Genomic DNA, 21,640 nt, shown 5'->3' with positions numbered 1-21,640 from the left:
CATCCGCCATCCGCCATCCGCCATCCGCCTACCGCCATCCGCCTACCGCCTACCGCCTACCGCCTACCGCCTACCGCCGTGCCAGCAACACCAGCAGCGCCCCGGTGCCGCCCTGCGTGGGCGGCGCCGAATGAAACGCCAGCACATCGTTGCGTTGACGCAGCAGCCGGTCCATCAGGTTTTTCAGCACGGGCGCACCGTTGTCGGACTGCAGGCCCTTGCCGTGGATGATGCGCACGCACCCATGCTCGTGCGCATGCGCCTCCAGCAGAAACTGGCGCAACAGCGATTCGGCCTGAGCGGCGGTGGCGCCGTGCAGATCCAGTTCGTCCTGCACCGAAAATTGCCCGCGCTTGAGTCGCTGAAACAATCGGCTGGGAAGATTCTCGCGCCGATAGCTGGCGGTATCGCCCGCTTCCAGCGGCGCGCTGTCGCGTAACAGGCGCGCAAATTCGCCGAGCGCTTCGGCGTCATCGCGCTCGGCCATGCGCGCACGCGGCTTGGGGCGCGGCTTGGCGTTGGCCGGTGGGGCGACTTCACGAATCGGCTTGACCGCGCCGATCGCTGCGCGGAACAACGCGCCGTCGTCTTCGTCTTCAGGATGCGACATCCGCACAGCGTACCCGGTCCAAGCGCAGACGCACGCGAAGATCAAGCGCGAAGGCGCGGGACGCATCCGGTATCATTGTCCGGTTTTCCGAGGAGTCTCATGCGCGTACTGGTTAGCAACGACGACGGTGTCGACGCCCCCGGCATCCAGATATTGGCCGAGGCGCTGCGCCATGGCGGTCATGAAGTGATGGTCGTCGCGCCCGACCGCGACCGCTCCGGCGCCAGCAACTCGCTGACGCTGGACGTGCCGATCCGCACCCGCCGCATCGACGCGCAGACCTGCGCCGTGGCCGGTACACCGACCGACTGCGTGCATCTGGCACTCACCGGCATGCTTGATTGCGACCCTGACATCGTGGTCTCCGGCATCAACAACTCGGCCAATCTGGGCGACGACGTGATCTATTCGGGCACCGTGTCTGCCGCAATGGAGGGCCGCTTCCTGGGCCTGCCGGCGGTAGCGGTGTCGTTGGTCACGCACAATCACCAAGCGCATCACTACGACACCGCTGCGCGCGCTGCGGTGGAAATTGTGGCACGTCTCAAGGCCGACCCATTGCCCGCCGACACCATTCTCAACGTCAACGTGCCGGATCTGGCGTGGTCGGATGTGCTCGGTTTCGAAGTGACTCGGCTCGGCAATCGCCATCGTTCCGAACCATGCGTGCCGCAGCGTGACCCGCGCGGCCGCACCGTGTACTGGATCGGCCCGGCCGGGCCGGAGCAGGATGCGGGTGCCGGCACCGATTTCCACGCCGTGCGCACCGGGCATATCTCGATTACCCCGATTCACGTCGATCTCACTCGCTACCAGGCGCTGGAGACTGTCGCCGGCTGGGTGGGCGGGCTGACCGCAGCGCTGGACGGCCCGGCATGACGCCGAGGCTGCGCCTGCAACCGGAGTCGGTCGGAATCGGCATGACCTCGCAGCGCGTGCGCGACCGCCTGGTCGAACGGCTGCGCGAGGCTGGCATCCACGACGAGGCGACGCTCAACGCGATGCAGACCGTGCCGCGGCACTTGTTCATCGATGAAGCGCTGGCCTCGCGCGCGTACGAAGACACCGCGCTGCCGATCGGCCACGGCCAGACCATCTCGCAGCCATGGGTGGTGGCGCGCATGACCGAGGCAGTGCTGCAAGTGACGCCGACCAAGGTGCTCGAAGTGGGCACCGGCTCCGGCTACCAGGGCGCGATTCTGGCGGCGCTGGGGCTGGAGGTGTACACCGTCGAGCGCATTGGCGATCTGTTACGGCAAGCGCGCAAGCGCTTTCGGCATCTGGGCATGAACGTGCGCAGCAAGCACGACGACGGCCGTATCGGCTGGCACGAGCACGGCCCCTATGACGCCATCGTGGTGACCGCCGCCGCACCGGCGCTGGTCGATGCGCTGGTCGATCAGCTGGCGGTCGGTGGACGCCTGGTCGCTCCGGTCGGCGGCGCTTCCTCGCAATCGCTGGTGCAACTCACACGCGGCGCCGATGGCACCATCGAACAACAGGTTCTGGCGCCGGTCACGTTCGTCCCGCTGTTGTCGGGCATGCTGGATTGAATCCATGAGAGTTTCTCGATGAAGATTTTCGGTCCGTTGTACGACGTGGCCATCCGTTGGTCGCGCCATCGCCGCGCCCCCACGCTGTTGACCGGTCTCAGCTTCGTAGAGGGTTTCATCTTCCCTGTGCCGCCGGAAGTGATGCTGGCACCGATGTCGCTGGCCGAGCCAAAGCGTTCGTTGTGGTTCGCCACCTTGAGTCTGCTGGGATCGGTCTGCGGCGCATTGGTCGGTTATCTACTCGGCCATTTCGCGTTTGCGGCGTTGCAGCCGTTGATCGAGTGGCTGGGCTGGAGCGCGAAGATCCAGCAGCAGATCGAAACGCTGCGCACGCTGGTCGCCGATTCGCCGTGGAAGGCATTCTGGGCGCTGGTCCTGGTGGGTTTCACTCCGATTCCGCTGAAGATCTTCACCTGGGCATCGGGCGTGGTCGGCGTGCCGATCCTGCCGTTCATCGCCAGCATGTTGGTGGGACGCGGCAAGCGCGTGTATCTGGTTGCCGGTGCGATCCGCCTGGGTGGTGCGCGTGCCGAGGCGGCGCTGCATCGCTGGATCGAGCCGCTGGGCTGGGTTGCGATGGCGGTGCTGGCGGTAGGTGCAGGGTGGCTGGTGTGGAAGACAACGAACGGATGAGCAAGACGCAGATGAATTCGGTACGCAAGACAGCAGTCATGCTCGCAGTGGCCATTGGGCTCACCGCCTGCAGCAGCGCCACGGTGGTGCGTTCGCCTGGGGCGAGTGGTGGTTCGTCGTCGCGTCCAAGCACGGCGCCACGCCCGTCGCTGCCACGCCCGGGTGCCACGGTGACCGTCCAGCGCGGCGATACCCTGTATGCGATCTCGCGCCGGACCAATATCACTGCCGCGGACCTGGCAGCCTGGAACGGCCTGTCGTCGCCGAATACCATCTATCCCGGCCAGACCCTCAAGCTGTATCCCGACGGGGCGAGCAAGCCCGGCAGCAGTGCGCCGGTTGCCGGCAGCGTGGCTCCGCCGCGTCCGGCTGCGCCGATCGCCGCACCGGTCAGCAGTGGATTCTCCTGGCGTTGGCCGGCCGATGGCGTGGTCGTCGGCACCTTCGTCACTGGCGAAACCACCAGGCAGGGCGTGGACATCGCCGGTGCCAGCGGCCAGGCCGTGCGCGCGGCCGCTGACGGCGTGGTGGTGTATTCCGGTGCCGGCCTGGTCGGTTACGGCGAGCTGATCATCATCAAGCACAACGACCAGTGGCTATCCGCGTACGGGCACAACCGCAAGCGTTTGCTGAACGAAGGCCAGAGCGTCAAGGCCGGGCAGCAGATTGCAGAAATGGGCCGCAGCGGTGCTTCCCGCGACATGCTGCACTTCGAGATCCGCTACAACGGCAAGCCAGTGGATCCGTTGCTGTATTTGCCCAAGAAATGAGATTGGGGCGTTGGGATTCGGGATTCGCAACGGCCCCGGGCTGTTCGTATCCGCATGGAGAGTGCGTTCTTCGAACTCACCACGTGGTGACTGATTGACGCTCTAGCCTGGTGTGGCGATTGAAAGCGCAGCTTGCTACAGCCCGCTCTTACGAATCCCCGATCCCGACGCCCACATCCCGTCCCACGCCATTCAGCCAGGCAACACCATCGCCAACGCCACCCGCCGGCCTTCGCTGGCCAGCACGTTGTAGGTGCGCGCGGCGGCGGCATTGGTCATTGCTTCCAGGCCAATACCGCGGGTCAGGCAGGCTGCCACTACATCGGCCTTCGGGAATAGCTGGCGCGCGCCGGTGCCGAGCAGGATCACGGCCGGGCTGAGTGCCAGCACCGCGTCCATATGGCTCACGTGGAGTTGCTCCAGGCTTTGCACCGGCCAGCGTTCCACCAGCTCGTCCGGCATCAGGATGAAGCTCTGCTGCAGAATTTGATCGTTCACCTTGGCATGACGGCCATCGGCCGCGCGCAGCGCATAAGCGTAATCGGGGTGTTCCTGACTTAAAGGCATGGCGAACTCGTTGGCTCAGCCGCGCGGCAGCACAATCTGGCGCTTTTCCTTGCCGGGGCGGTACAAAATTGCGACGTGGCCGATGCGCTGCACCAGCGCACTGCCGGTCTGCTCGATCAGCTCGGCAATCAGCGCATCACGGGTCTCACGATCCTCCGATGCCACTTTTACCTTGATCAATTCGTGGCGCTCGAGCACGTCCTCGAGTTCGGCCAGAAATGCCGGCGTGACCCCTTTGCCGCCGGTCTGCAGCAAGGCTTTGAGATCGTGGGCCTGGCCGCGCAGGAAACGATTCTGGGCGGAGGTGAGAACAATGGACATGCAGGATCGAAGCGAAGGAAAGGGTGTTCAGGGTATCATGGCGACCCGTTCGGACCGCTTTGCCAATGCCTTCCCGCAGTAAAAGCAGCCAGCGCTGGCTCAAGGAACACTTCGCCGACCCTTACGTGAAGAAGGCCCGGGCCGAGGGCATGCGCTCGCGCGCGGCCTACAAGCTGGAAGAGTTGCTGCAGCGCGACCGCCTGCTCAAACCGGGCATGGTGGTGGTCGATCTGGGTGCGGCCCCGGGCGGCTGGTCGCAGCAGGTGCGCAAGTCCATGGGCGACAGCGGCCGGGTAGTGGCGCTGGATATCCTGGACATGCCGGCCCTGGCGGGCGTGGAGTTCCTTCACGGCGACTTCAGGGAGCAGGCCGTCCTATCGCAGTTCGAAGCGATGCTGGGCGATGTGCCGGTCGACCTTGTTCTGTCCGATATGGCCCCAAATAAGAGTGGCATGGATGCGGTCGACCAACCGCGGATGATGCACCTGGCGGAACTGGCGATGGAATTTGCCGACGCCCACCTCAAACCGGGCGGGGCGTTCCTAATCAAGCTGTTCCAGGGTGTTGGGTCCGACGACTACATTCGTGAGCTTCGCCGCCGCTATGAGAAGGTGACGATTCGCAAGCCGGCGGCCTCGCGCAAGCGCTCCCCGGAAGTTTATGCGCTCGGTCAGGGCAAGCGTGTCCAGATCAAGTAAGCTGCCAATGACCACCGTGTTTGAAGAATTTAAAGAGTAGAGGGCACCGGAGCCAATGAGGATGAACGACTTGACCAAGAATCTGCTGCTGTGGGTGGTCGTCGCAGTTGTGCTGATGGTTGTCTTCCAGAGCTTCTCGCCGCGGATGGCAGGCGGCGTCGGTCCCGACTCGATCACCTACACCCAATTTCTGAAGGAAGTGGACTCCGGGCGCGTTAAATCGGTGGACTACACCGACGAGACCAACCTGGCCGTCAACGCGATCCGCTTCAAGCGTACCGACGGTAGCGAAGCTACCGTCTACGGTCCGCGCGACGACAAGCTGGTCGACGTGCTGTACAGCAAGAACATCGAAATGACCCGCCAGAAGCCCTCGACCGGCCCTGGCTTCTGGTCGTTGGTCCTGAATTTCCTGCCCGTCATCCTGATCATCGGCTTCTGGCTGTTCATCATGCGCCAGATGCAAGGCGGCGGTGGCGGCGCGAAGGGTGCGATGAGCTTCGGTAAGTCGCGCGCCAAGCTGCAGGGCGAAGACCAGATCAAGATCACCTTCGCCGACGTTGCTGGTTGCGACGAGGCCAAGGAAGAAGTGGGCGAACTGGTCGACTTCCTGCGCGACCCGACCAAGTTCACCAAGCTGGGCGGCAAGATTCCGCGCGGCGTGCTGATGGTGGGCCCGCCGGGTACCGGTAAGACGCTGCTCGCCAAGGCGATCGCAGGCGAAGCCAAGGTGCCGTTCTTCAGCATCTCCGGTTCCGACTTCGTCGAAATGTTCGTCGGTGTCGGTGCGAGCCGCGTGCGCGACATGTTCGAGCAGGCCAAGAAGCACGCGCCGTGCATCATCTTCATCGACGAAATCGATGCGGTGGGCCGTCATCGCGGCGCCGGTCTCGGCGGCGGGCATGACGAGCGCGAGCAGACCCTGAACCAGTTGCTGGTCGAAATGGACGGCTTTGAAGGCGGCGAAGGCGTGATCGTCATTGCGGCGACCAACCGTCCCGACGTGCTGGATCCGGCCTTGCTGCGTCCGGGCCGTTTCGACCGCCAGGTTGTGGTCGGCTTGCCGGACGTCAAGGGCCGCGAGCAGATCCTGCGCGTGCATATGCGCAAGCTGCCGCTGGCCGACGACGTCGTGCCGATGGTGATCGCCCGCGGTACCCCGGGTTTCTCGGGTGCCGATCTGGCCAACCTGTGTAACGAAGCGGCGTTGTTCGCGGCGCGCGGCAGCGAGAAGGAGGTCCGTATGGACCACTTCGACCGTGCCCGCGACAAGATCCTGATGGGCGCCGAACGTCGTTCGATGGCCATGAGCGAGGACGAAAAGACGCTGACCGCGTATCACGAAGCAGGCCACGCCATTGTCGGCCGCCTGGTGCCGGAGCACGACCCGGTCTACAAGGTCACCATCATTCCGCGCGGCCGCGCACTCGGCGTGACCATGTATCTGCCGGAAGGCGATCGTTACTCGATGAACCGCGTGGCGATCGAATCGCAGCTGTGCTCGCTGTATGGCGGCCGCGTTGCCGAAGAGCTGATCTTCGGCGGCGACAAGGTCACGACCGGCGCCTCCAACGACATTGAGCGGGCTACCAAGATGGCACGCAACATGGTCACCAAGTGGGGCCTGTCCGACGAGCTCGGCCCGGTTGCCTATGGCGAGGAAGAGGACGAGGTGTTCCTAGGCCGTTCGGTGACCCAGCACAAGAACGTCTCCGATGAGACCACGCGCAAGATCGATGAAGTCGTGCGTTCGATTCTGGACAAGGCCTACAGCAAGACCAAGACCATCCTCACCGATAATCTGGACAAGCTGCATGCGATGTCGCAGCTGCTGCTGCAGTACGAAACCATCGACGTGCCGCAGATCGATGCCATCATGGAAGGCCGCGAGCCGCCGCCGCCGGCCGGTTGGGGCAAGTCCGACAAGGACGGTGGCAACAACAACGACAAGGGTAGCCCGCGGCCGTTGCCGCCCATCGCCGGGCCCGCCGAGCAGATCTGAGCCGGCTGTGCACTGATCTGCAGCGGCATGCATCAAGGCCGGGAAGCGATTCCCGGCCTTGATGCGTTATCGGGCGTAGCAATGCCCACATGCAAGCAATGACCCAGGAGACATCGTCGATGTTCGATACCGCCCTCACACTGGATTGCGCCGGCCGCAGCCTGCGGCTGGATACGCCGCAGGTGATGGGTATCGTCAATGTCACGCCCGATTCGTTCTCCGACGGCGGCCAGCATGCCAGCTGCGAAGCGGCGATCGCGCATGGACTGGCGCTGGTGGAGCAGGGTGCTGCGGTGTTGGATATCGGCGGTGAGTCCACACGCCCGGGTGCCACGCCGGTATCGGTTGAAGAAGAACTGCAGCGGGTGATTCCGGTCATCGAAGCACTGGCGCAACGCACCCGCGTGCCGATCAGCGTGGATACGTTCAAACCGGAGGTCATGCGTGCAGCGGTCGCGGCCGGCGCGGGCATGATCAACGACGTGTATGCACTGCGTTCGCCCGGTGCACTGGAGGCGGCGTCGGACCTGCGCGTGCCGGTGGTCTTGATGCATGCGCGCAGCGCGCCGCACGCCATGCAAGATGCGCCGCAGTACGACGATGTGGTGGGGGAAGTCCACCGCTTTCTGGCCGAGCGCATCTTCGCCGCCGAGATGGCCGGCATCGACAAGCGCCGGCTGATCCTGGACCCTGGTTTCGGCTTCGACAAGACCACCACGCACAACCTCGCCCTGCTTGCGCAGCTGCAGCGCCTGCAGGAATTCGGCTTGCCGGTATTGGCCGGGCTGTCGCGCAAACGCAGCATCGGCGAATTGACCGGGCGTGAGGTTGCCGCCGAACGTGTGCATGGCTCGGTGGCCGCCCATCTGATCGCCGCCCAGCACGGCGCGCTGCTGTTGCGCGTGCACGATGTGGCGGCCACCGTGGATGCGTTGAAGGTATGGAACGCGATGGCGGCGATTCCGGTCCCGCGTGTCAGCGCGCCGGTCGCACCGACCATCCGTTGGCCGGACGAGGACTGATGCCTGCCGACCAACGCCCGCTGGCGATCGCCCTGATGGGCCCCACCGCCAGCGGCAAGACTGCGCTGGCGCTGGAAGCAGCAGAGCGCTGGAACGGAGAAATTGTCAGCGTCGATTCTGCGCTGGTGTATCGCGGCCTGGAGATCGGTGCGGCCAAACCCGACGCGGCGATGCGCGCGGCAGTTCCGCATCATCTGCTCGACTTGCGCGATCCCTGGCAGGTGTATTCGGCAGCGGAGTTCGCCGGCGATGCGCGCCAGGCGATCGCGCAGATCGTGGCGCGCGGCAAGCTGCCGATTCTGGCCGGCGGCACCGGGCTATATTTTCGCGCGCTGCTGGAAGGCTTGTCGCACCTACCCGAGGCCGACCGAGCTGCGCGCGCGTCCATTGCGGCCGAAGCCGAGCAGATTGGTTGGGCAGGTTTGCACTCAGAGCTAGCTCGCGTAGATCCAGTTGCAGCTGCGCGCATTCATGCGACCGACCCGCAACGGATCCAGCGGGCGCTTGAGGTCTACCGCATCAGCGGGCGGCCGATCAGTTATTGGCAGGCGCTACCGCCAGGGCTGCGTCTGCCAGTGCGTGTGTTGAAAGTGGTACTGGCACCACGTGAGCGCGCGGTGCTGCATGGACGTATCGAACGACGCCTGGACGCGATGCTGGCACAGGGCTTTCTGGCAGAAGTGGAGCAGGTGCGGGCGCTACCGCAGATGCGGGCGGTGGCAGTACCGCTGGATCTGCCGGCGGTACGCGCGGTCGGTTATCGGCAAGCCTGGGAGTATCTGGATGGGGCAGGCAGCCTGGCCGAGTTCCGCGACAAGGCGATCCAGGCGACCCGGCAACTGGCCAAACGGCAGCTCACTTGGCTGCGTGGCGAGCTGGACGCGCGCTGGTTCGACCCGGAGCTTGATCGCCATCAATTGGAGCGCGCACTTGTCGGCTTCCTCGGTGATCGTTCCGCTGTGCGGCAGGCTTCAGGCGTGTAACATCCCGCTTCCGGGACCGGCTGGGGATGCCAGGTGTCGACCGGGACAATAAGAACAATAACGAAGAGGATTTTTCGATGGCTAAGGGGCAATCTTTACAGGATCCATTCCTCAATGCGCTGCGGCGTGAGCGGGTTCCTGTGTCGGTGTATCTGGTCAATGGCATCAAGCTGCAGGGCACGATCGAGTCGTTCGACCAGTTCGTGGTCCTGCTGCGCAATACCGTGAGTCAGATGGTGTACAAGCACGCCATTTCCACGGTGGTGCCGGCGCGCAATGTGCGCGTGGGGCCGGGTGGTGGGTATGTGCAATCCAATGAAGGCAATCAGGCGGAAGATGACGACGTCGAGCAGTAACGGAGTAGTGCGTGTTTGACCGGTCCCGCAAGGGTGAACACGCGTTGTTGATACAGACCCACTCCGGTGGACCTGCCGAAGACGATGGCATGGAGGAGTTCGCCGACCTTGCAAAGTCGGCGGGCGCCACGGTGGCGGCCACGCTCACCGCACGTATCGACAAACCAAGCCCGTCGACCTTGATCGGTAGCGGCAAGCTGGAAGAGGTCAAGGCGGCAGCCGAAGCCACCGGTGCGGATCTGGTGTTGGTCAATCACACCTTGTCGCCCGGACAGGAGCGCAACCTGGAAAAGTATCTGGAGCGGCGCGTGATCGATCGCACCGGGCTGATCCTGGACATCTTCGCGCAACGCGCGCGCAGCCACGAAGGCAAGCTGCAGGTGGAGCTGGCGCAGTTGCGTCACATGGCTACGCGGCTGGTGCGTGGCTGGACCCACCTGGAGCGTCAGCGCGGCGGCTCGATCGGCCTGCGCGGCCCCGGCGAAACCCAGCTGGAAACCGACCGCCGCCTGCTGCAAAAGCGCGTCGAACAGTTGCAGCAGCGGCTGGAAAAAGTCGAGGTGCAGCGTACCCAGATGCGTCGTGCACGGATGCGCAGCGAATTGCCGCGGATTGCATTGGTTGGCTACACCAACGCCGGCAAGTCGACGCTATTCAATGCGTTGACCGGCGCCGAGGCCTACGTGGCCGACCAGCTGTTCGCCACGCTGGATCCCACCGTGCGGCGCATCGCGTTGCCGGGCGGTAGCGCGATTCTTGCCGACACGGTCGGCTTCGTGCGCGATCTTCCGCACGAACTGGTCGCCGCGTTCCGTTCGACCTTGTCCGAAGCGCGCGATGCCGATCTGTTGCTGCACATCGTCGATGCGGCCGACCCGCTGCGCGAAGAGCGCATTCTGCAGGTCGATGAAGTGTTGCAGGCCGTCGGTGCAGGCGATCTACCGCAACTGCTGGTGTTCAACAAGATCGACAAGATCGACGGCGCCGAAGTACGCCACGATGCGCAGGACGGCATTCCAGACCCGGCACGCCGCGAACGCGTATGGGTGTCGGCGCGCGACGGGCGCGGGCTGGAAGAATTGCAGCATGCGCTCGGTCAGCGACTGGACCTGTGCCATCTGACCGGCCAGTTGCGGCTGCCGCCGTCGGCCGGCCGCCTGCGTTCGCGGCTGCATCAGCTGGAAGTAGTGCGCAACGAGCAATCGGACGAAGAGGGTTGGTTGCTCGATGTGGATCTGCCGATGGTCGAAGCCGAGCGGTTGGCCGCTGGCGAGGACGGTGCGCCACTGCGCGCGATGCTGCCGGATCGCCGCGAAGACTGGGAAGCGTGATGCAGGCAGCACAGTCCGCATAGCGCGACTGTGCTGCTGCTTCAAAGCGAATGAGGTGGATGTTTTGCGTCGTTATGCGGCGGTTGCCACGTCTCGTTGTGGCGACTCGGAAAATCAAACGACATGGGCGATGGCATGGTGCTGTGGTAGACCGCAGTCGTGAGCTGACGCCCTGCACTATCTCGCTCCTCAGTAACGTGGCGCCCTGGCTGCGGTGCTCAGTGATCTGGAGGTTGCGGTGCTGCAGGTTGACGGCGCGCGGCCGGCAACCTGCTGCACATCCGGTGCCGATCCATGCCCGAAGCACCGCCTGTCGGCCACACATTGCCACTGAACCTCGGCCACCTCACGCCCAGCCGGAATCGGCGCTAGCCGCAGACAGGCGCGGCAAATTGGGCTAAAACGTCCGCTGCCCCTTTATTGCCCTGCCCATGTCCCTGTCCGCCGATTCCGAACTGCAGCAGCTGGCCGAAGCCCTCGGGCAGCAATTGCTTGCCGCGCGCGAGCGCCTGGTCACTGCCGAAAGCTGTACCGGTGGCTGGATCGCCAAGGCGGTGACCGATGTCGCCGGTTCCTCGCACTGGTTCGACTGCGGCATGGCGGCTTATAGCTATGAGGCTAAACAGGCGTTGCTTGGCGTCCGTCCGCAGACCCTGGAAGTGCATGGAGCGGTCAGCCGCGACACCGTGATCGAAATGGTCTCTGGCGCGTTGGTCAATTCCGGCGCGAGCATCGCGGTGGCGGTGACCGGCATTGCCGGGCCCGGTGGCGGCAGCGACGACAAGCCGGTCGGTACGGTCTGGATCGGTTGGAAGCGTCGCGGCGGCTATGCCACGGCGCAACTGTTCCACTTCAATGGCGACCGCGATGCAGTACGGCGTCAGACCGTGGCTGCCGCACTGCGCGGGTTGAGCGCGCTGCTTTAACGTCTCGCAGATTCGCTGGATGGCGTTCGGCATCGCACTCGTGGTGCGCGCCATTTCAGCGTGATATAGCGCGGCATCGAAACCGAAGTGCTGAGACAGGGCTGCATGCCCGAGGAAACCTATTGGCAGAGCGTCATCGACAAGCCACTGCAGCCCGCTTCGTAGAACGCATTTTGAGGCGCGCCGCGCGGCGTTGGTGTGACCTTGCGACTGCGCGATTGAGCTGCATGCACCCGACGAAAGTACGCTGCATCTTGCACCTGCGCTACGCAGCGCGTTGCAACCTGCGCTGAGCTTCGAGCGGGCCAGGGCGCGACAGCGGCGGGCAGATCGGCTACAAACGAAGCTCTCGTCACCGCCTCGTGTGCCAATGCGTTCGCTCCTTGCTACTGTCTCATCTTCCCCAACGCTGCAGGCCGCTGTGCAGTGCAGTGTCGCGCAGCATCTGAGAGCGGCATGCTCGCGGGCGGTGCACTGATGTGGGAAGCGCTTGGCACGGTGCGTGATCTTGGGCGTTTGCAGGAAATCGCCTCGGTCCTGATCCGCTACGGCTTCGGCGATGTGGTGCGTCGCATCGGCATGGGCGATGTGCTCGAGCGTGCTGGCAGGTTGTTGCATTGGAATAATGCCGAGGGTCGCTTGCGCATGTCCGCGGCATTGCGCGTGCGGCGTGCGCTGGAAGCCCTCGGGCCCACCTTCGTCAAACTCGGACAGGTGTTGGCCACGCGCGTGGATCTGCTGCCGTCGGAGTGGATCGAAGAATTAAGCGAGCTGCAGAACGCCGTGCCGGCGCTGCCGTTCGAGCAGATCCGCCCGCAGCTGGTTGCCGCGCTGGGCATGGAGCCGGAGAGCGTGTTCGCGCGCCTGGACGAACAACCGCTGGCGGCCGCATCGCTGGCGCAGACGCATCGCGCGTGGTTGGTCGATGGCACGCCGGTGGTGTTGAAGATCCGCCGTCCCGATATCGGCGACACCATCGATGCCGACCTGCGCTTGCTGGCACGGCTTGCCGAAATCGTCGAAACCCGCGCACCGGATCTCAAGCGCTATCGTCCCGCCGAGGTGGTGCAGCAATTCACCGTCTCGCTGCGCCGCGAGCTGGATTTCGCTGCCGAGGGGCGTAACGCCGAACGCATCGCCGCCAACTTCGCACACGACCCGCAGGTGGTGGTGCCGGCGGTGTACTGGGAGTGGACCTGCGAGTCGCTCAACGTACAGGAATTTATCGATGGCATTCCGGGGCGCAATCTGCTCACCGTCGATGCGGCCGGTCTGGACCGCAAGGCGCTTGCACGTGCCGGGGCCGGCATCGTGCTCAAGATGGTGCTGCAGGACGGCTGCTTCCACGCCGATCCGCATCCGGGCAATATTTTCTATCTCCGCGACGGCCGCATCGCGGTCATCGATTTCGGTATGGTGGGGCGCGTCTCCGAGCAGCGTCGGTTTCAGGTCGCGCAACTGCTGCATGGCATGGTCAGCTACGACGCCGAAGCGGTGATCGATGTGCTGCTGGAATGGGCAGGCACCAGCCTGGAGATCGACGAGCCACGGCTGCAGCAGGACATTGGCGCGTTCGTCGACGAGTATCGCGGCGTGCCGCTGAAAGAGCTGCGGATCGGCGCAATGCTCGGCGATGTCACCTCGATCCTGCGCGACCACGGGCTGACGCTGCCGTCGGATCTGGCGCTGATGATCAAGGCGTTTCTCACCCTCGAAGGCATGGGGCGTCAGCTCGATCCGGATTTCGACATGGCCACCGAGGCGCGCCCGTATCTGGAACGCCTGGTGCTGCAGCGTTATGCGCCGCGCGCCATCGTGCGGCGTGGCCGGCGAACAGTGACAGGCGCAATCGACCTGATCGGCGATCTGCCGCGCGACCTCAAGCGGCTGCTGCAAGCAGCACGCCGCGGCAAACTGCAGTTGCAGATCGAAACGCGCGCACTGCGTGAGTTCGGCGAGCAGGTCGACCGTGCGGCCAACCGGCTCACGATGGGCATTGTCACTGCCGCGCTGGTGATCGGCTCCTCGATCGTCATGAACAGCGTCGGCGGTAGCGCCAGTCGTTGGTTGCTCGCGCTGGGCGTGGGTGGCTTTATCGGCGCGGCGCTGTGCGGCATCTGGATCCTGTTTTCGATCTGGCGCAGTCGGCGCTAGCGCATCACATGCGGCATCGAGGTGGCGGTGCGGTCGAAGTGGTGCGAAGCGCTTGCGCAAGTACTCATTAGTAGTAATAATACTAAACATGGACCTGACCGATACCCAGCAAGCAATCCTGGCCTTGATCGCCGAGCGCATCGACGCCGATGGCGTCCCGCCGTCGCAGACCGAAATCGCACGCGCGTTCGGCTTCAAGGGCGTGCGCGCCGCGCAGTATCACCTGGAGGCGCTGGAGCAGGCGGGTGCGATCCGTCGTGTCCCAGGCCAGGCGCGTGGGATCCGGCTAGCTGGGCAGGGCGGACAGACGCGCGCAGCGGCGGTGAGCGAGCCCGTTCGCGACGATGTGCTGCGTCTGCCCGTGCTGGGCCGCGTTGCGGCGGGTTTGCCGATCGGTGCCGATATCGGTTCGGATGACTTCGTGGTGCTGGATCGCGTGTTCTTCTCGCCCTCGCCAGACTACCTGCTCAAGGTGCAGGGCGATTCGATGCGCGACGAAGGCATCTTCAACGGCGATTTGATCGGTGTGCACCGCACCCGCGACGCGCGCTCGGGTCAGATCGTGGTGGCGCGGATCGATGAGGAAATCACCGTCAAGCTGCTGAAGATCGGCAAAGACCGGATCCGGCTGCTGCCGCGCAACCCGGACTACGCGCCCATCGAAGTGCTGCCGGATCAGGATTTCGCGATCGAAGGCCTGTATTGCGGGCTGTTGAGGCCTAACCGCTGAGCTCTGTACCGATGGTCGTGCTGGCTTTTTCCCGAGCAGGCACCGCAGGATTTCCCCCTGCCGCGGGACATGGCGTCTCCCTAATATGAGTGTGTCGCCTGCAGTCTCAGCCTGTGCGATACACCGCCGCTACATTAGCCCCATACCGAAATCACTGACGAGGATCACCCAGATGGACGAGAACAAGAAGCGCGCCCTTGCCGCCGCACTGAGCCAGATCGAAAAGCAATTCGGCAAGGGCTCGGTCATGCGCATGGGCGACCGTGTCATCGAAGCGGTCGAAGTCATTCCGACCGGCTCGCTGATGCTGGATATCGCCCTGGGGACCGGCGGCCTGCCGAAGGGGCGCGTAGTCGAAATCTACGGGCCGGAATCCTCGGGCAAGACCACCCTGACCCTGCAGGCGATTGCCCAGTGTCAGAAGCTGGGCGGCACCGCCGCCTTCATCGACGCCGAGCACGCGCTGGACCCGGTCTATGCGGCCAAGCTGGGTGTCAACGTCGACGATCTGCTGCTCTCGCAGCCGGATACCGGCGAGCAGGCGCTGGAAATTGCCGACATGCTGGTGCGTTCAAGCTCGGTGGACATCGTGGTGATCGACTCGGTTGCCGCACTGACCCCGAAGGCAGAAATCGAAGGCGAAATGGGCGACCAGCTGCCGGGCCTGCAGGCTCGCCTGATGAGCCAGGCGTTGCGCAAGCTTACCGGCAACATCAAGCGCTCCAACACGCTGGTGGTCTTCATCAATCAGCTGCGCATGAAGATCGGCGTCATGATGCCGGGCCAGAGCCCGGAAGTGACCACCGGCGGCAATGCCTTGAAGTTCTACGCCTCGGTGCGTCTGGACATCCGTCGTATCGGCGCAATCAAGAAGGGCGACGAGATCATCGGCAACCAGACCAAGATCAAGGTGGTCAAGAACAAGTTGGCGCCTCCGTTCAAGCAGGTCGTGACCGAAATCCTGTACGGCGAAGGCATCAGCCGCGAAGGCGAATTGATCGATATGGGCGTGGAAGCCAAGCTGGTTGAAAAGGCCGGCGCCTGGTACAGCTACGGCGATGAGCGCATCGGGCAGGGCAAGGACAATGCGCGGACTTACCTGCGCGACAACCCGCAGGTTGCGGTCCGGCTGGAAGCCGAACTGCGCGAGAAGTTCCAGCCTGCCGAAGCGCCGCGCGAAGCCGGCGACGACGAAGAGAAGGAATAAGACGCAGCTGCACAGCATTGCCGGTCGCCGTTAGGCGGTTCGCCGAGGTTAGGGTGGCCCTAATGCTGTCAGTAAGCGATGGGTGACCGTCGGGTGCCCGTGGTAGGCGACGACTCGAGCACCGGCCGCGCTCGCCCGGCGTTGGCACAACAGGTCCAAAAGCGTTTGAAGTTTTTCTATCGCGAGGACGGCGGAGTCAGTGCCGTCGCTTCTCGCGGTAGATCTATCGAAGGCCAGGAGGGCAGGCGCCACGGACGGCGCATTTGATGCAATGCGATTTTGGCGATGCAGGACACCTCACGATGAACGAGCAAGAGCCCGCACCAAAACGGGGGCGCCGGTTCAAGGAGCAGACGCCGGTCCAGCGCGCACTCGGTCTATTGGTGCGGCGCGAACATTCGCGCAAGGAATTGAACCGCAAGCTATTAGCCCGCGGGATCGAGCCAGATGCGGCGCAAGCCGCCGTCGATCGCCTCACTGGCGAAGGGTGGCAGGACGACGCCCGTTTCGCAGCAGCAGTCGTGCGCAATCGCGCCGGCTCCGGTTATGGCCCGCTGCATATTCGTGCCGAACTGGGAACCCATGGTCTGGATAGCGAGGCCATCAGTGCCGCCATGGCGACGTTTCAAGGCGATTGGACCGAAAACGCGCGCGATCTGATCCACCGTCGTTTCGGCGAGCAGGGCCCAATAGACCTTCCACAGCGGCGCAAAGCCGCCGATTGGCTGGCTCGGCGTGGTTTCGACGGCAACAGCATTCGCGCCGCCACGCGCTTCGACCTTGAGGACTGAGGGCGTCAGGCCTGCTACCCTTCGTGGTTTCAGGTTGTTCCCCTCATCTGCACCCACATCGCATGGGGTGACCGGGACTGCCGCCCGCCCAATGTCAGCTCATGAACGCACCTGCCAAATTCAGCACTTCCCAGATCCGTAGCGACTTCCTCGCGTTCTTCGAGGGGAGGGGCCACACCATCGTGCCATCCGCGCCGCTGGTGCCGGGTAACGACCCCACCTTGCTGTTTACCAACTCCGGCATGGTCCAGTTCAAGGACGTCTTCCTTGGCGCGGAGAAACGCAGTTACGTGCGTGCCGCTGACGTGCAGCGCTGCCTGCGTGCCGGTGGCAAGCACAACGATCTGGACTCGGTCGGCTACACCGCGCGTCACCACACCTTCTTCGAAATGCTAGGCAACTGGTCGTTCGGCGACTATTTCAAGAAGGACGCCATCGCCTGGGCATGGGAACTGCTGACCCAGATCTGGAAGCTGCCGACAGACCGTCTGTTGGTCACCGTCTACCACACCGACGAAGAAGCTTTTGCGTTGTGGCGCGACATGATCGGCATCCCGGAAAGCCGCATCGTGCGCATCGGCGACAACAAGGGTGCGCCCTACGCGTCGGATAATTTCTGGCAAATGGCCGACACCGGCCCGTGCGGCCCGTGTACCGAAATTTTCTTCGACCACGGCGATCACATCGCTGGTGGTCCGCCGGGGTCGCCGGATGAGGATGGCGACCGCTTTATCGAGATCTGGAACCTGGTCTTCATGCAGTTCGATCGCCAGCCCGACGGCACACTGGTACCTCTGCCAGCGCCATGCGTGGACACTGGCATGGGATTGGAGCGTCTTGCCGCGATCCTGCAGCATGTCCATACGAACTATGAAATCGACCTGTTCCAGGCGTTGATCGGCAAGGCCAGCGCGCTGACCGGCATCACCGATCTGGAGAACAAATCGCTGCGGGTGATCGCCGATCACATCCGCGCTTGTTCGTTTCTCATCGTCGATGGTGTGCTGCCCTCCAACGAAGGCCGCGGCTATGTGCTGCGTCGGATTATCCGACGTGCGCTGCGCCATGGTTGGATGTTGGGCGTGCGCCAGCCGTTCTTCAGCAAGATGGTGCCCACGCTGGTCGAACTGATGGGCGAAGCCTACCCCGAGCTGGTGGTGGCGAAGGACACCGTGGCGCGCGCCTTGTTGGCCGAAGAAGAGCGTTTTGCGGAGACGCTGGACGCCGGCATGAAAATCTTCGACGAGGTCGCGTCGCGCTCGCAGGACATTATCCCGGGCGCCGATGCGTTCCGGTTGTACGACACCTATGGCTTCCCGGTCGACCTGACCGCCGATATCGCACGCGAGCGCGGCATGCGCGTGGACATGGAGGGCTTCGAGTGCGCCATGGAGCGCCAGCGCGAGACTGCGCGTGCGGCCGGCAAGTTCGGCGGCGGCGTGGCATTGCCCGCCGATCTGGTCGCCAGCATGTCGCCAACGGTGTTCCTGGGTTACGAAGCGTACGATGCCGATGCGCTCAGGGTCGTGGCGTTGCTCAAGCAGGGCCGCCCGGTCGAACGTGCGCAGGCCGGCGACGAGGTGATCGTGTTCACCGACCGCACGCCGTTCTACGCCGAGTCGGGTGGTCAGGTTGGCGATAGCGGTCAGCTGAACGGCCCCGGTGTGTTGATCGAAGTTGCCGACACGCAGAAGTTCGCCGGTCAGTTCCATGGCCATGTGGGTCGCATCAGCGAAGGCACGCTCGCGCTTGGCGATGTGCTTGCCGGTGGGATCGACGTACAACGTCGCGGCAAGACCATCCTCAACCATTCGGCGACCCATCTGCTGCATGCCGCGTTGCGCGAAGTGTTGGGAACGCATGTTCAGCAGAAGGGCTCGCTGGTCGCACCGGATCGTCTGCGCTTCGACTTCTCGCACTTCCAGCCGATCACTGCGGATGAGCTTGCTGTGATCGAGCGCAAGGTCAACGCCGAAGTGCGCACCAACCATGGCGTGGAAGTGCATAACATGGCCATGCAGGAGGCGCTGGATTTCGGCGCGATGGCGTTGTTCGGCGAGAAATACGGCGAAAACGTCCGCGTGCTCAAGATGGGCGGTTATTCCACCGAACTGTGTGGTGGCACGCATGTCACCCGTACCGGCGACATCGGCCTGTTCAAGATCACCTCCGAAGGCGGCGTGTCCTCGGGAGTGCGTCGTATCGAAGCGGTGACCGGGCAGGGCGCGCTGGATTATGTGGCCGACGAAGAGCGTCGCTTGCTTGAGGCTGCCCATTTGCTCGGCGGCAACGCGACCGAGGTGGTGGACAAAGTGCGCGCACTGACCGAGCGTCAGAAGCGGCTGCAGCGCGAGCTGGAATCGCTCAAGGCCAAGCTGGCGTCGGGTGCAACGGCTGACCTGGGCGCTGCTGCGATCGACGTCGCCGGGGTCAAGGTGGTGGCAGTGCGTCTGGAAGGCTTCGATGCCAAGGCGCTGCGCGATGCGATGGATCGCCTGAAGCAACAGCTCGGCGACTCTGTGATCGTGCTGGCTGGCGCTTCAGGCGGCAAAGTTGCGCTTGTCTCTGGTGTGAACGGCAGCCCAACTGGCAAGGTGAAGGCAGGGGAACTTCTCAGCAATATCGCCAGTCAGATCGGCGGCAAGGGCGGTGGCCGTCCAGATCTCGCCCAGGGTGGTGGCGAGGACGGGCCCGCCCTTGCGACCGCACTCGACGGTGTGCCCCTCTGGGTCAAGCAACACTTGGGCTGAACACTTTTCCTGCTATCCCTTGCTGGCTAGCAGGATGTGACGCTACCATTTATGGTCTATTACCTTTACGTAGGACGCGTCTCACTCAGGAGGCCGTCGATGCTGGTGGGAAATCCACCGGTTCCAGGAGATATGCAAAATGTTGATCCTCACTCGCCGGGTAGGCGAAACCTTGATGATCGGCGACTCGGTCACCGTGACCGTTCTCGGCGTCAAGGGCAATCAGGTGCGCATCGGTATCACCGCACCCAAGGATGTCGCTGTGCATCGTGAAGAAATCTATCAGCGCATCCAGCGTGGGGATGAGCCGGTCGCTTCCGGCGCACATCACGGTGACGATTCTTCGAATTGATCGTTGTAAAGGGTTTACGGTAGCCCCTCTTACCCGCTATTCTTCGCGGCCTGCCACGGACATCGCGGCAGGCAGCAAAAAAAAACTGGAGCGATGCCCGAGCGGCTGAAGGGGCTCCCCTGCTAAGGGAGTATAGGGTCAAAAGCTCTATCGAGGGTTCGAATCCCTCTCGCTCCGCCATAACCAACAAAAAACCCCGCTAAATGCGGGTTTTTTTGTTGGTTGCGTTGCCTCTACCCATCCATTTACCCGCCCTCCTGAAACGCCTGGTCCCGCGCGAGCAAGGTGCGCAGTAGCACGCACACGAGTGGCAAGGACTGCCGATCAATAGGGGCATGGACGTGCGTGCGTCCGTCGCGTGGTAGTGGCCGCGGCGGTGTCTGGCGCGAAGAGGCGGGCCGCTTGGCCGTTCGCACATCCCTTTCGTCCAGAGAAGACGAAGCCCCCGCCGTCGACCAAGACAAGTGCGGGGGCTTCGTGGAGCACGAGGTCACGATGCCACCGAGCCACCCTGCATTTCAAGAGCGCGCCATGGAAGGCTTGCGCGTGTTTTCCCATCGCTGCGTTGAACGCTGCCTGGAGCCGTCTGTCTTGCTGATCGAGTGCCTGTCCACCGGGCGTGCGCCAGCGCGGACGATCACCAGTCGCCACGTGAAGCGCTTGGCTCAAATGGTGTTGTCCGCCTTTGCGAAAGGTCAGTAGGGTGGCGCATGAGTGTCCAGGTCATGGCATGGGCGCTTGAGCAGCGCATTGTCCTGGACGCGCCAGCGCGGCACGTGCTGCTGTGCCTGGCCAACTATGCCGACAAGGACGGGCGCGGCGCGTTCCCTGCAGTGCAACGGCTCGTAGACGATACCGGGCTGAGCGGGCGCACGGTCCAGCGGCAGTTGGCCGCCCTGGTCGCGGCCGGGGTCATCCGTCCCGGCAATGAGGCCATCGTCGCAGCCTACATTTCGCGCGCTGATCGTCGCACGGTCTGCTACGACATCATCATGCAGCGGGGTGACACAGGTGCACCCGGTGAGAGGACACGGGGTGACAGCCGTGCACGCCACGGGGTGACAGCGACGACAGAACGGGGTGTCACCGTGTCACCCAATCCGTCAGATAACCATCAAAAAGAAACCTGATTAGCCCCGACCTTCAGCTGCAGCACCTCCGCGCTTATCGCTAAACCGGCCTAATGCCAGGCCGCCATGGGGTCCTGGCTGAAAGAACTTCGCACCGGCTCCTCGCATCAGCAGCGCCAAGATCAGACATCATGGAACACATCGGTAAAACGAAGCTATTTGCAGGACTGCAACAAAAATCCAGCTGACGGTCAGGGCTAATCAGGAAAAGAAATCCATCCCCCTATAGTCCCCGATGGGGACTCAGAAGCCAGCGAGCAACTGCTAACCAATCAGGAAGATCTGAGCAATCAGGGAGAACTGGGTCTTCAGGAAGAGCTGGTTCAGCAGAAAGATCAACACGGACAACCGACACCGGTGGAGGTGATCCGAGAGACCTACAACCGGATGCTTGGGCATCGCCCCGGATGCACTGCCAGCCTGGCGACCACTGCGCTACTGGAACGCAAGCTGCGCAAGGCTGATGCCAACGCACGCAAAACCTGCAAGGCAGCGGGGGTGATCTTCGATCCGCCAGAGTTCTGGGAGATCTACTTCAGCGTGTGTCTGCAGGATCCCTGGATGCGGGGGGATCGTCCGACCCCCAACAACGCGCGCTGGAAACAATCGCTGCCGACGCTGATCGACGATGAGCGATTCGAGCAGGTCATGAACATCGCGCTCGGCAGCCTGGAGATCGAGCAATGAGGCGGCTGGAATTTGATGCCGAATCGGCCGTGCTCGCGTGCCTGATTCGCGATCCGACCTGCTGCAG

The 21,640-nt window shown here is 63.7% G+C and carries 22 protein-coding genes and 1 tRNA gene; 20 read left to right on the top strand and 3 right to left on the bottom strand.

Translation table 11 applies throughout. The features are described from left to right. Positions 1-70 precede the first annotated feature (70 nt). The gene (locus tag WJW29_RS00965; protein ID WP_011408893.1) at positions 71-610 is read right to left on the bottom strand and encodes a Smr/MutS family protein; all 540 of its coding nucleotides are present in this window, start codon (positions 608-610) and stop codon (positions 71-73) included. A 99-nt stretch (positions 611-709) separates the two neighbouring features. Here WJW29_RS00965 and surE point away from each other — a divergent pair, with 99 nt between their 5' ends. Genes surE through WJW29_RS00945 form a run of 4 tightly spaced genes read left to right on the top strand, consistent with a single transcriptional unit; the run spans position 710 to position 3,566 of the window. Beyond that, on the top strand, positions 710-1,489 hold the full coding sequence (gene surE / locus WJW29_RS00960; protein ID WP_011408892.1) for a 5'/3'-nucleotidase SurE: 780 nt from the start codon (positions 710-712) through the stop codon (positions 1,487-1,489). Continuing rightward, complete coding sequence (locus tag WJW29_RS00955) at positions 1,486-2,163, top strand: protein-L-isoaspartate(D-aspartate) O-methyltransferase (RefSeq protein ID WP_011259522.1); 678 nt, start codon at positions 1,486-1,488, stop codon at positions 2,161-2,163. The genes surE and WJW29_RS00955 overlap by 4 nt, the downstream gene beginning before the upstream one ends. Positions 2,164-2,181: 18 nt before the next feature. Then, a complete protein-coding gene (locus WJW29_RS00950) occupies positions 2,182-2,796 on the top strand; it encodes a YqaA family protein (RefSeq protein ID WP_011259521.1) in 615 nt (204 codons plus the stop codon). Continuing rightward, on the top strand, positions 2,793-3,566 hold the full coding sequence (locus WJW29_RS00945; protein ID WP_011408891.1) for a peptidoglycan DD-metalloendopeptidase family protein: 774 nt from the start codon (positions 2,793-2,795) through the stop codon (positions 3,564-3,566). The genes WJW29_RS00950 and WJW29_RS00945 overlap by 4 nt, the downstream gene beginning before the upstream one ends. 192 nt (positions 3,567-3,758) lie before the next feature. Here the strand turns inward: WJW29_RS00945 and WJW29_RS00940 are convergent, their stop codons facing one another. Together WJW29_RS00940 and yhbY are read right to left on the bottom strand one after the other, a co-directional pair. Then, on the bottom strand, positions 3,759-4,133 hold the full coding sequence (locus WJW29_RS00940) for an Mth938-like domain-containing protein (protein WP_011259519.1): 375 nt from the start codon (positions 4,131-4,133) through the stop codon (positions 3,759-3,761). A gap of 15 nt (positions 4,134-4,148) precedes the next feature. Beyond that, a complete protein-coding gene (yhbY, locus tag WJW29_RS00935; RefSeq protein WP_011259518.1) occupies positions 4,149-4,454 on the bottom strand; it encodes a ribosome assembly RNA-binding protein YhbY in 306 nt (101 codons plus the stop codon). Positions 4,455-4,519: 65 nt separating this feature from the next. On the opposite strand from yhbY, the gene rlmE reads away from it, so the two are divergent. The 16 genes from rlmE to WJW29_RS00855 all read left to right on the top strand — a co-directional run bounded on the left by rlmE (position 4,520) and on the right by WJW29_RS00855 (position 21,573). Beyond that, on the top strand, positions 4,520-5,152 hold the full coding sequence (gene rlmE / locus WJW29_RS00930; RefSeq protein ID WP_011408890.1) for a 23S rRNA (uridine(2552)-2'-O)-methyltransferase RlmE: 633 nt from the start codon (positions 4,520-4,522) through the stop codon (positions 5,150-5,152). Positions 5,153-5,213: 61 nt separating this feature from the next. Continuing rightward, positions 5,214-7,154 (top strand): ATP-dependent zinc metalloprotease FtsH, encoded by a 1,941-nt coding sequence (gene ftsH, locus WJW29_RS00925; protein ID WP_012444551.1) that lies wholly within the window; start codon positions 5,214-5,216, stop codon positions 7,152-7,154. 119 nt (positions 7,155-7,273) lie between these two features. After that, positions 7,274-8,176 carry a dihydropteroate synthase gene (gene folP, locus WJW29_RS00920; RefSeq protein ID WP_027703574.1) on the top strand — a complete coding sequence of 301 codons (903 nt, stop codon included), beginning with the start codon at positions 7,274-7,276 and terminating at the stop codon, positions 8,174-8,176. Then, the gene (gene miaA, locus WJW29_RS00915; RefSeq protein WP_011408887.1) at positions 8,176-9,159 is read left to right on the top strand and encodes a tRNA (adenosine(37)-N6)-dimethylallyltransferase MiaA; all 984 of its coding nucleotides are present in this window, start codon (positions 8,176-8,178) and stop codon (positions 9,157-9,159) included. The genes folP and miaA overlap by 1 nt, the downstream gene beginning before the upstream one ends. A gap of 77 nt (positions 9,160-9,236) precedes the next feature. Then, complete coding sequence (gene hfq, locus WJW29_RS00910; protein WP_005915027.1) at positions 9,237-9,515, top strand: RNA chaperone Hfq; 279 nt, start codon at positions 9,237-9,239, stop codon at positions 9,513-9,515. A gap of 11 nt (positions 9,516-9,526) precedes the next feature. Then, positions 9,527-10,846, top strand: coding sequence for a ribosome rescue GTPase HflX (hflX, locus tag WJW29_RS00905; protein ID WP_011259513.1), 1,320 nt, complete (start codon positions 9,527-9,529; stop codon positions 10,844-10,846). Between the two features lie 431 nt (positions 10,847-11,277). Then, complete coding sequence (locus WJW29_RS00900; protein ID WP_011259512.1) at positions 11,278-11,772, top strand: CinA family protein; 495 nt, start codon at positions 11,278-11,280, stop codon at positions 11,770-11,772. 477 nt (positions 11,773-12,249) lie between these two features. Continuing rightward, positions 12,250-13,926 (top strand): 2-polyprenylphenol 6-hydroxylase, encoded by a 1,677-nt coding sequence (ubiB, locus tag WJW29_RS00895; RefSeq protein ID WP_011408886.1) that lies wholly within the window; start codon positions 12,250-12,252, stop codon positions 13,924-13,926. A gap of 88 nt (positions 13,927-14,014) precedes the next feature. Next, a complete protein-coding gene (lexA, locus tag WJW29_RS00890; RefSeq protein WP_011408885.1) occupies positions 14,015-14,656 on the top strand; it encodes a transcriptional repressor LexA in 642 nt (213 codons plus the stop codon). Positions 14,657-14,828: 172 nt separating this feature from the next. Beyond that, positions 14,829-15,863, top strand: coding sequence for a recombinase RecA (recA, locus tag WJW29_RS00885; protein WP_011408884.1), 1,035 nt, complete (start codon positions 14,829-14,831; stop codon positions 15,861-15,863). A 302-nt stretch (positions 15,864-16,165) separates the two neighbouring features. After that, on the top strand, positions 16,166-16,654 hold the full coding sequence (gene recX, locus WJW29_RS00880; RefSeq protein ID WP_012444556.1) for a recombination regulator RecX: 489 nt from the start codon (positions 16,166-16,168) through the stop codon (positions 16,652-16,654). A gap of 101 nt (positions 16,655-16,755) precedes the next feature. Beyond that, on the top strand, positions 16,756-19,404 hold the full coding sequence (alaS, locus tag WJW29_RS00875; RefSeq protein ID WP_011259507.1) for an alanine--tRNA ligase: 2,649 nt from the start codon (positions 16,756-16,758) through the stop codon (positions 19,402-19,404). Between the two features lie 139 nt (positions 19,405-19,543). Beyond that, positions 19,544-19,756, top strand: coding sequence for a carbon storage regulator CsrA (gene csrA, locus WJW29_RS00870; protein ID WP_003481884.1), 213 nt, complete (start codon positions 19,544-19,546; stop codon positions 19,754-19,756). A gap of 87 nt (positions 19,757-19,843) precedes the next feature. Beyond that, positions 19,844-19,936, top strand: a tRNA-Ser gene (locus WJW29_RS00865). Between the two features lie 530 nt (positions 19,937-20,466). Next, positions 20,467-20,886: a helix-turn-helix domain-containing protein gene (locus WJW29_RS00860; RefSeq protein WP_011408882.1), complete on the top strand. Its 420-nt coding sequence runs from the start codon at positions 20,467-20,469 to the stop codon at positions 20,884-20,886. 363 nt (positions 20,887-21,249) lie between these two features. Continuing rightward, positions 21,250-21,573 carry a hypothetical protein gene (locus tag WJW29_RS00855; protein ID WP_240320993.1) on the top strand — a complete coding sequence of 108 codons (324 nt, stop codon included), beginning with the start codon at positions 21,250-21,252 and terminating at the stop codon, positions 21,571-21,573. Positions 21,574-21,640: the final 67 nt, after the last annotated feature.

The organism is Xanthomonas sp. JL1 (genome assembly GCF_038405005.1).
This window is presented reverse-complemented; position numbering and strand designations above follow the sequence as displayed.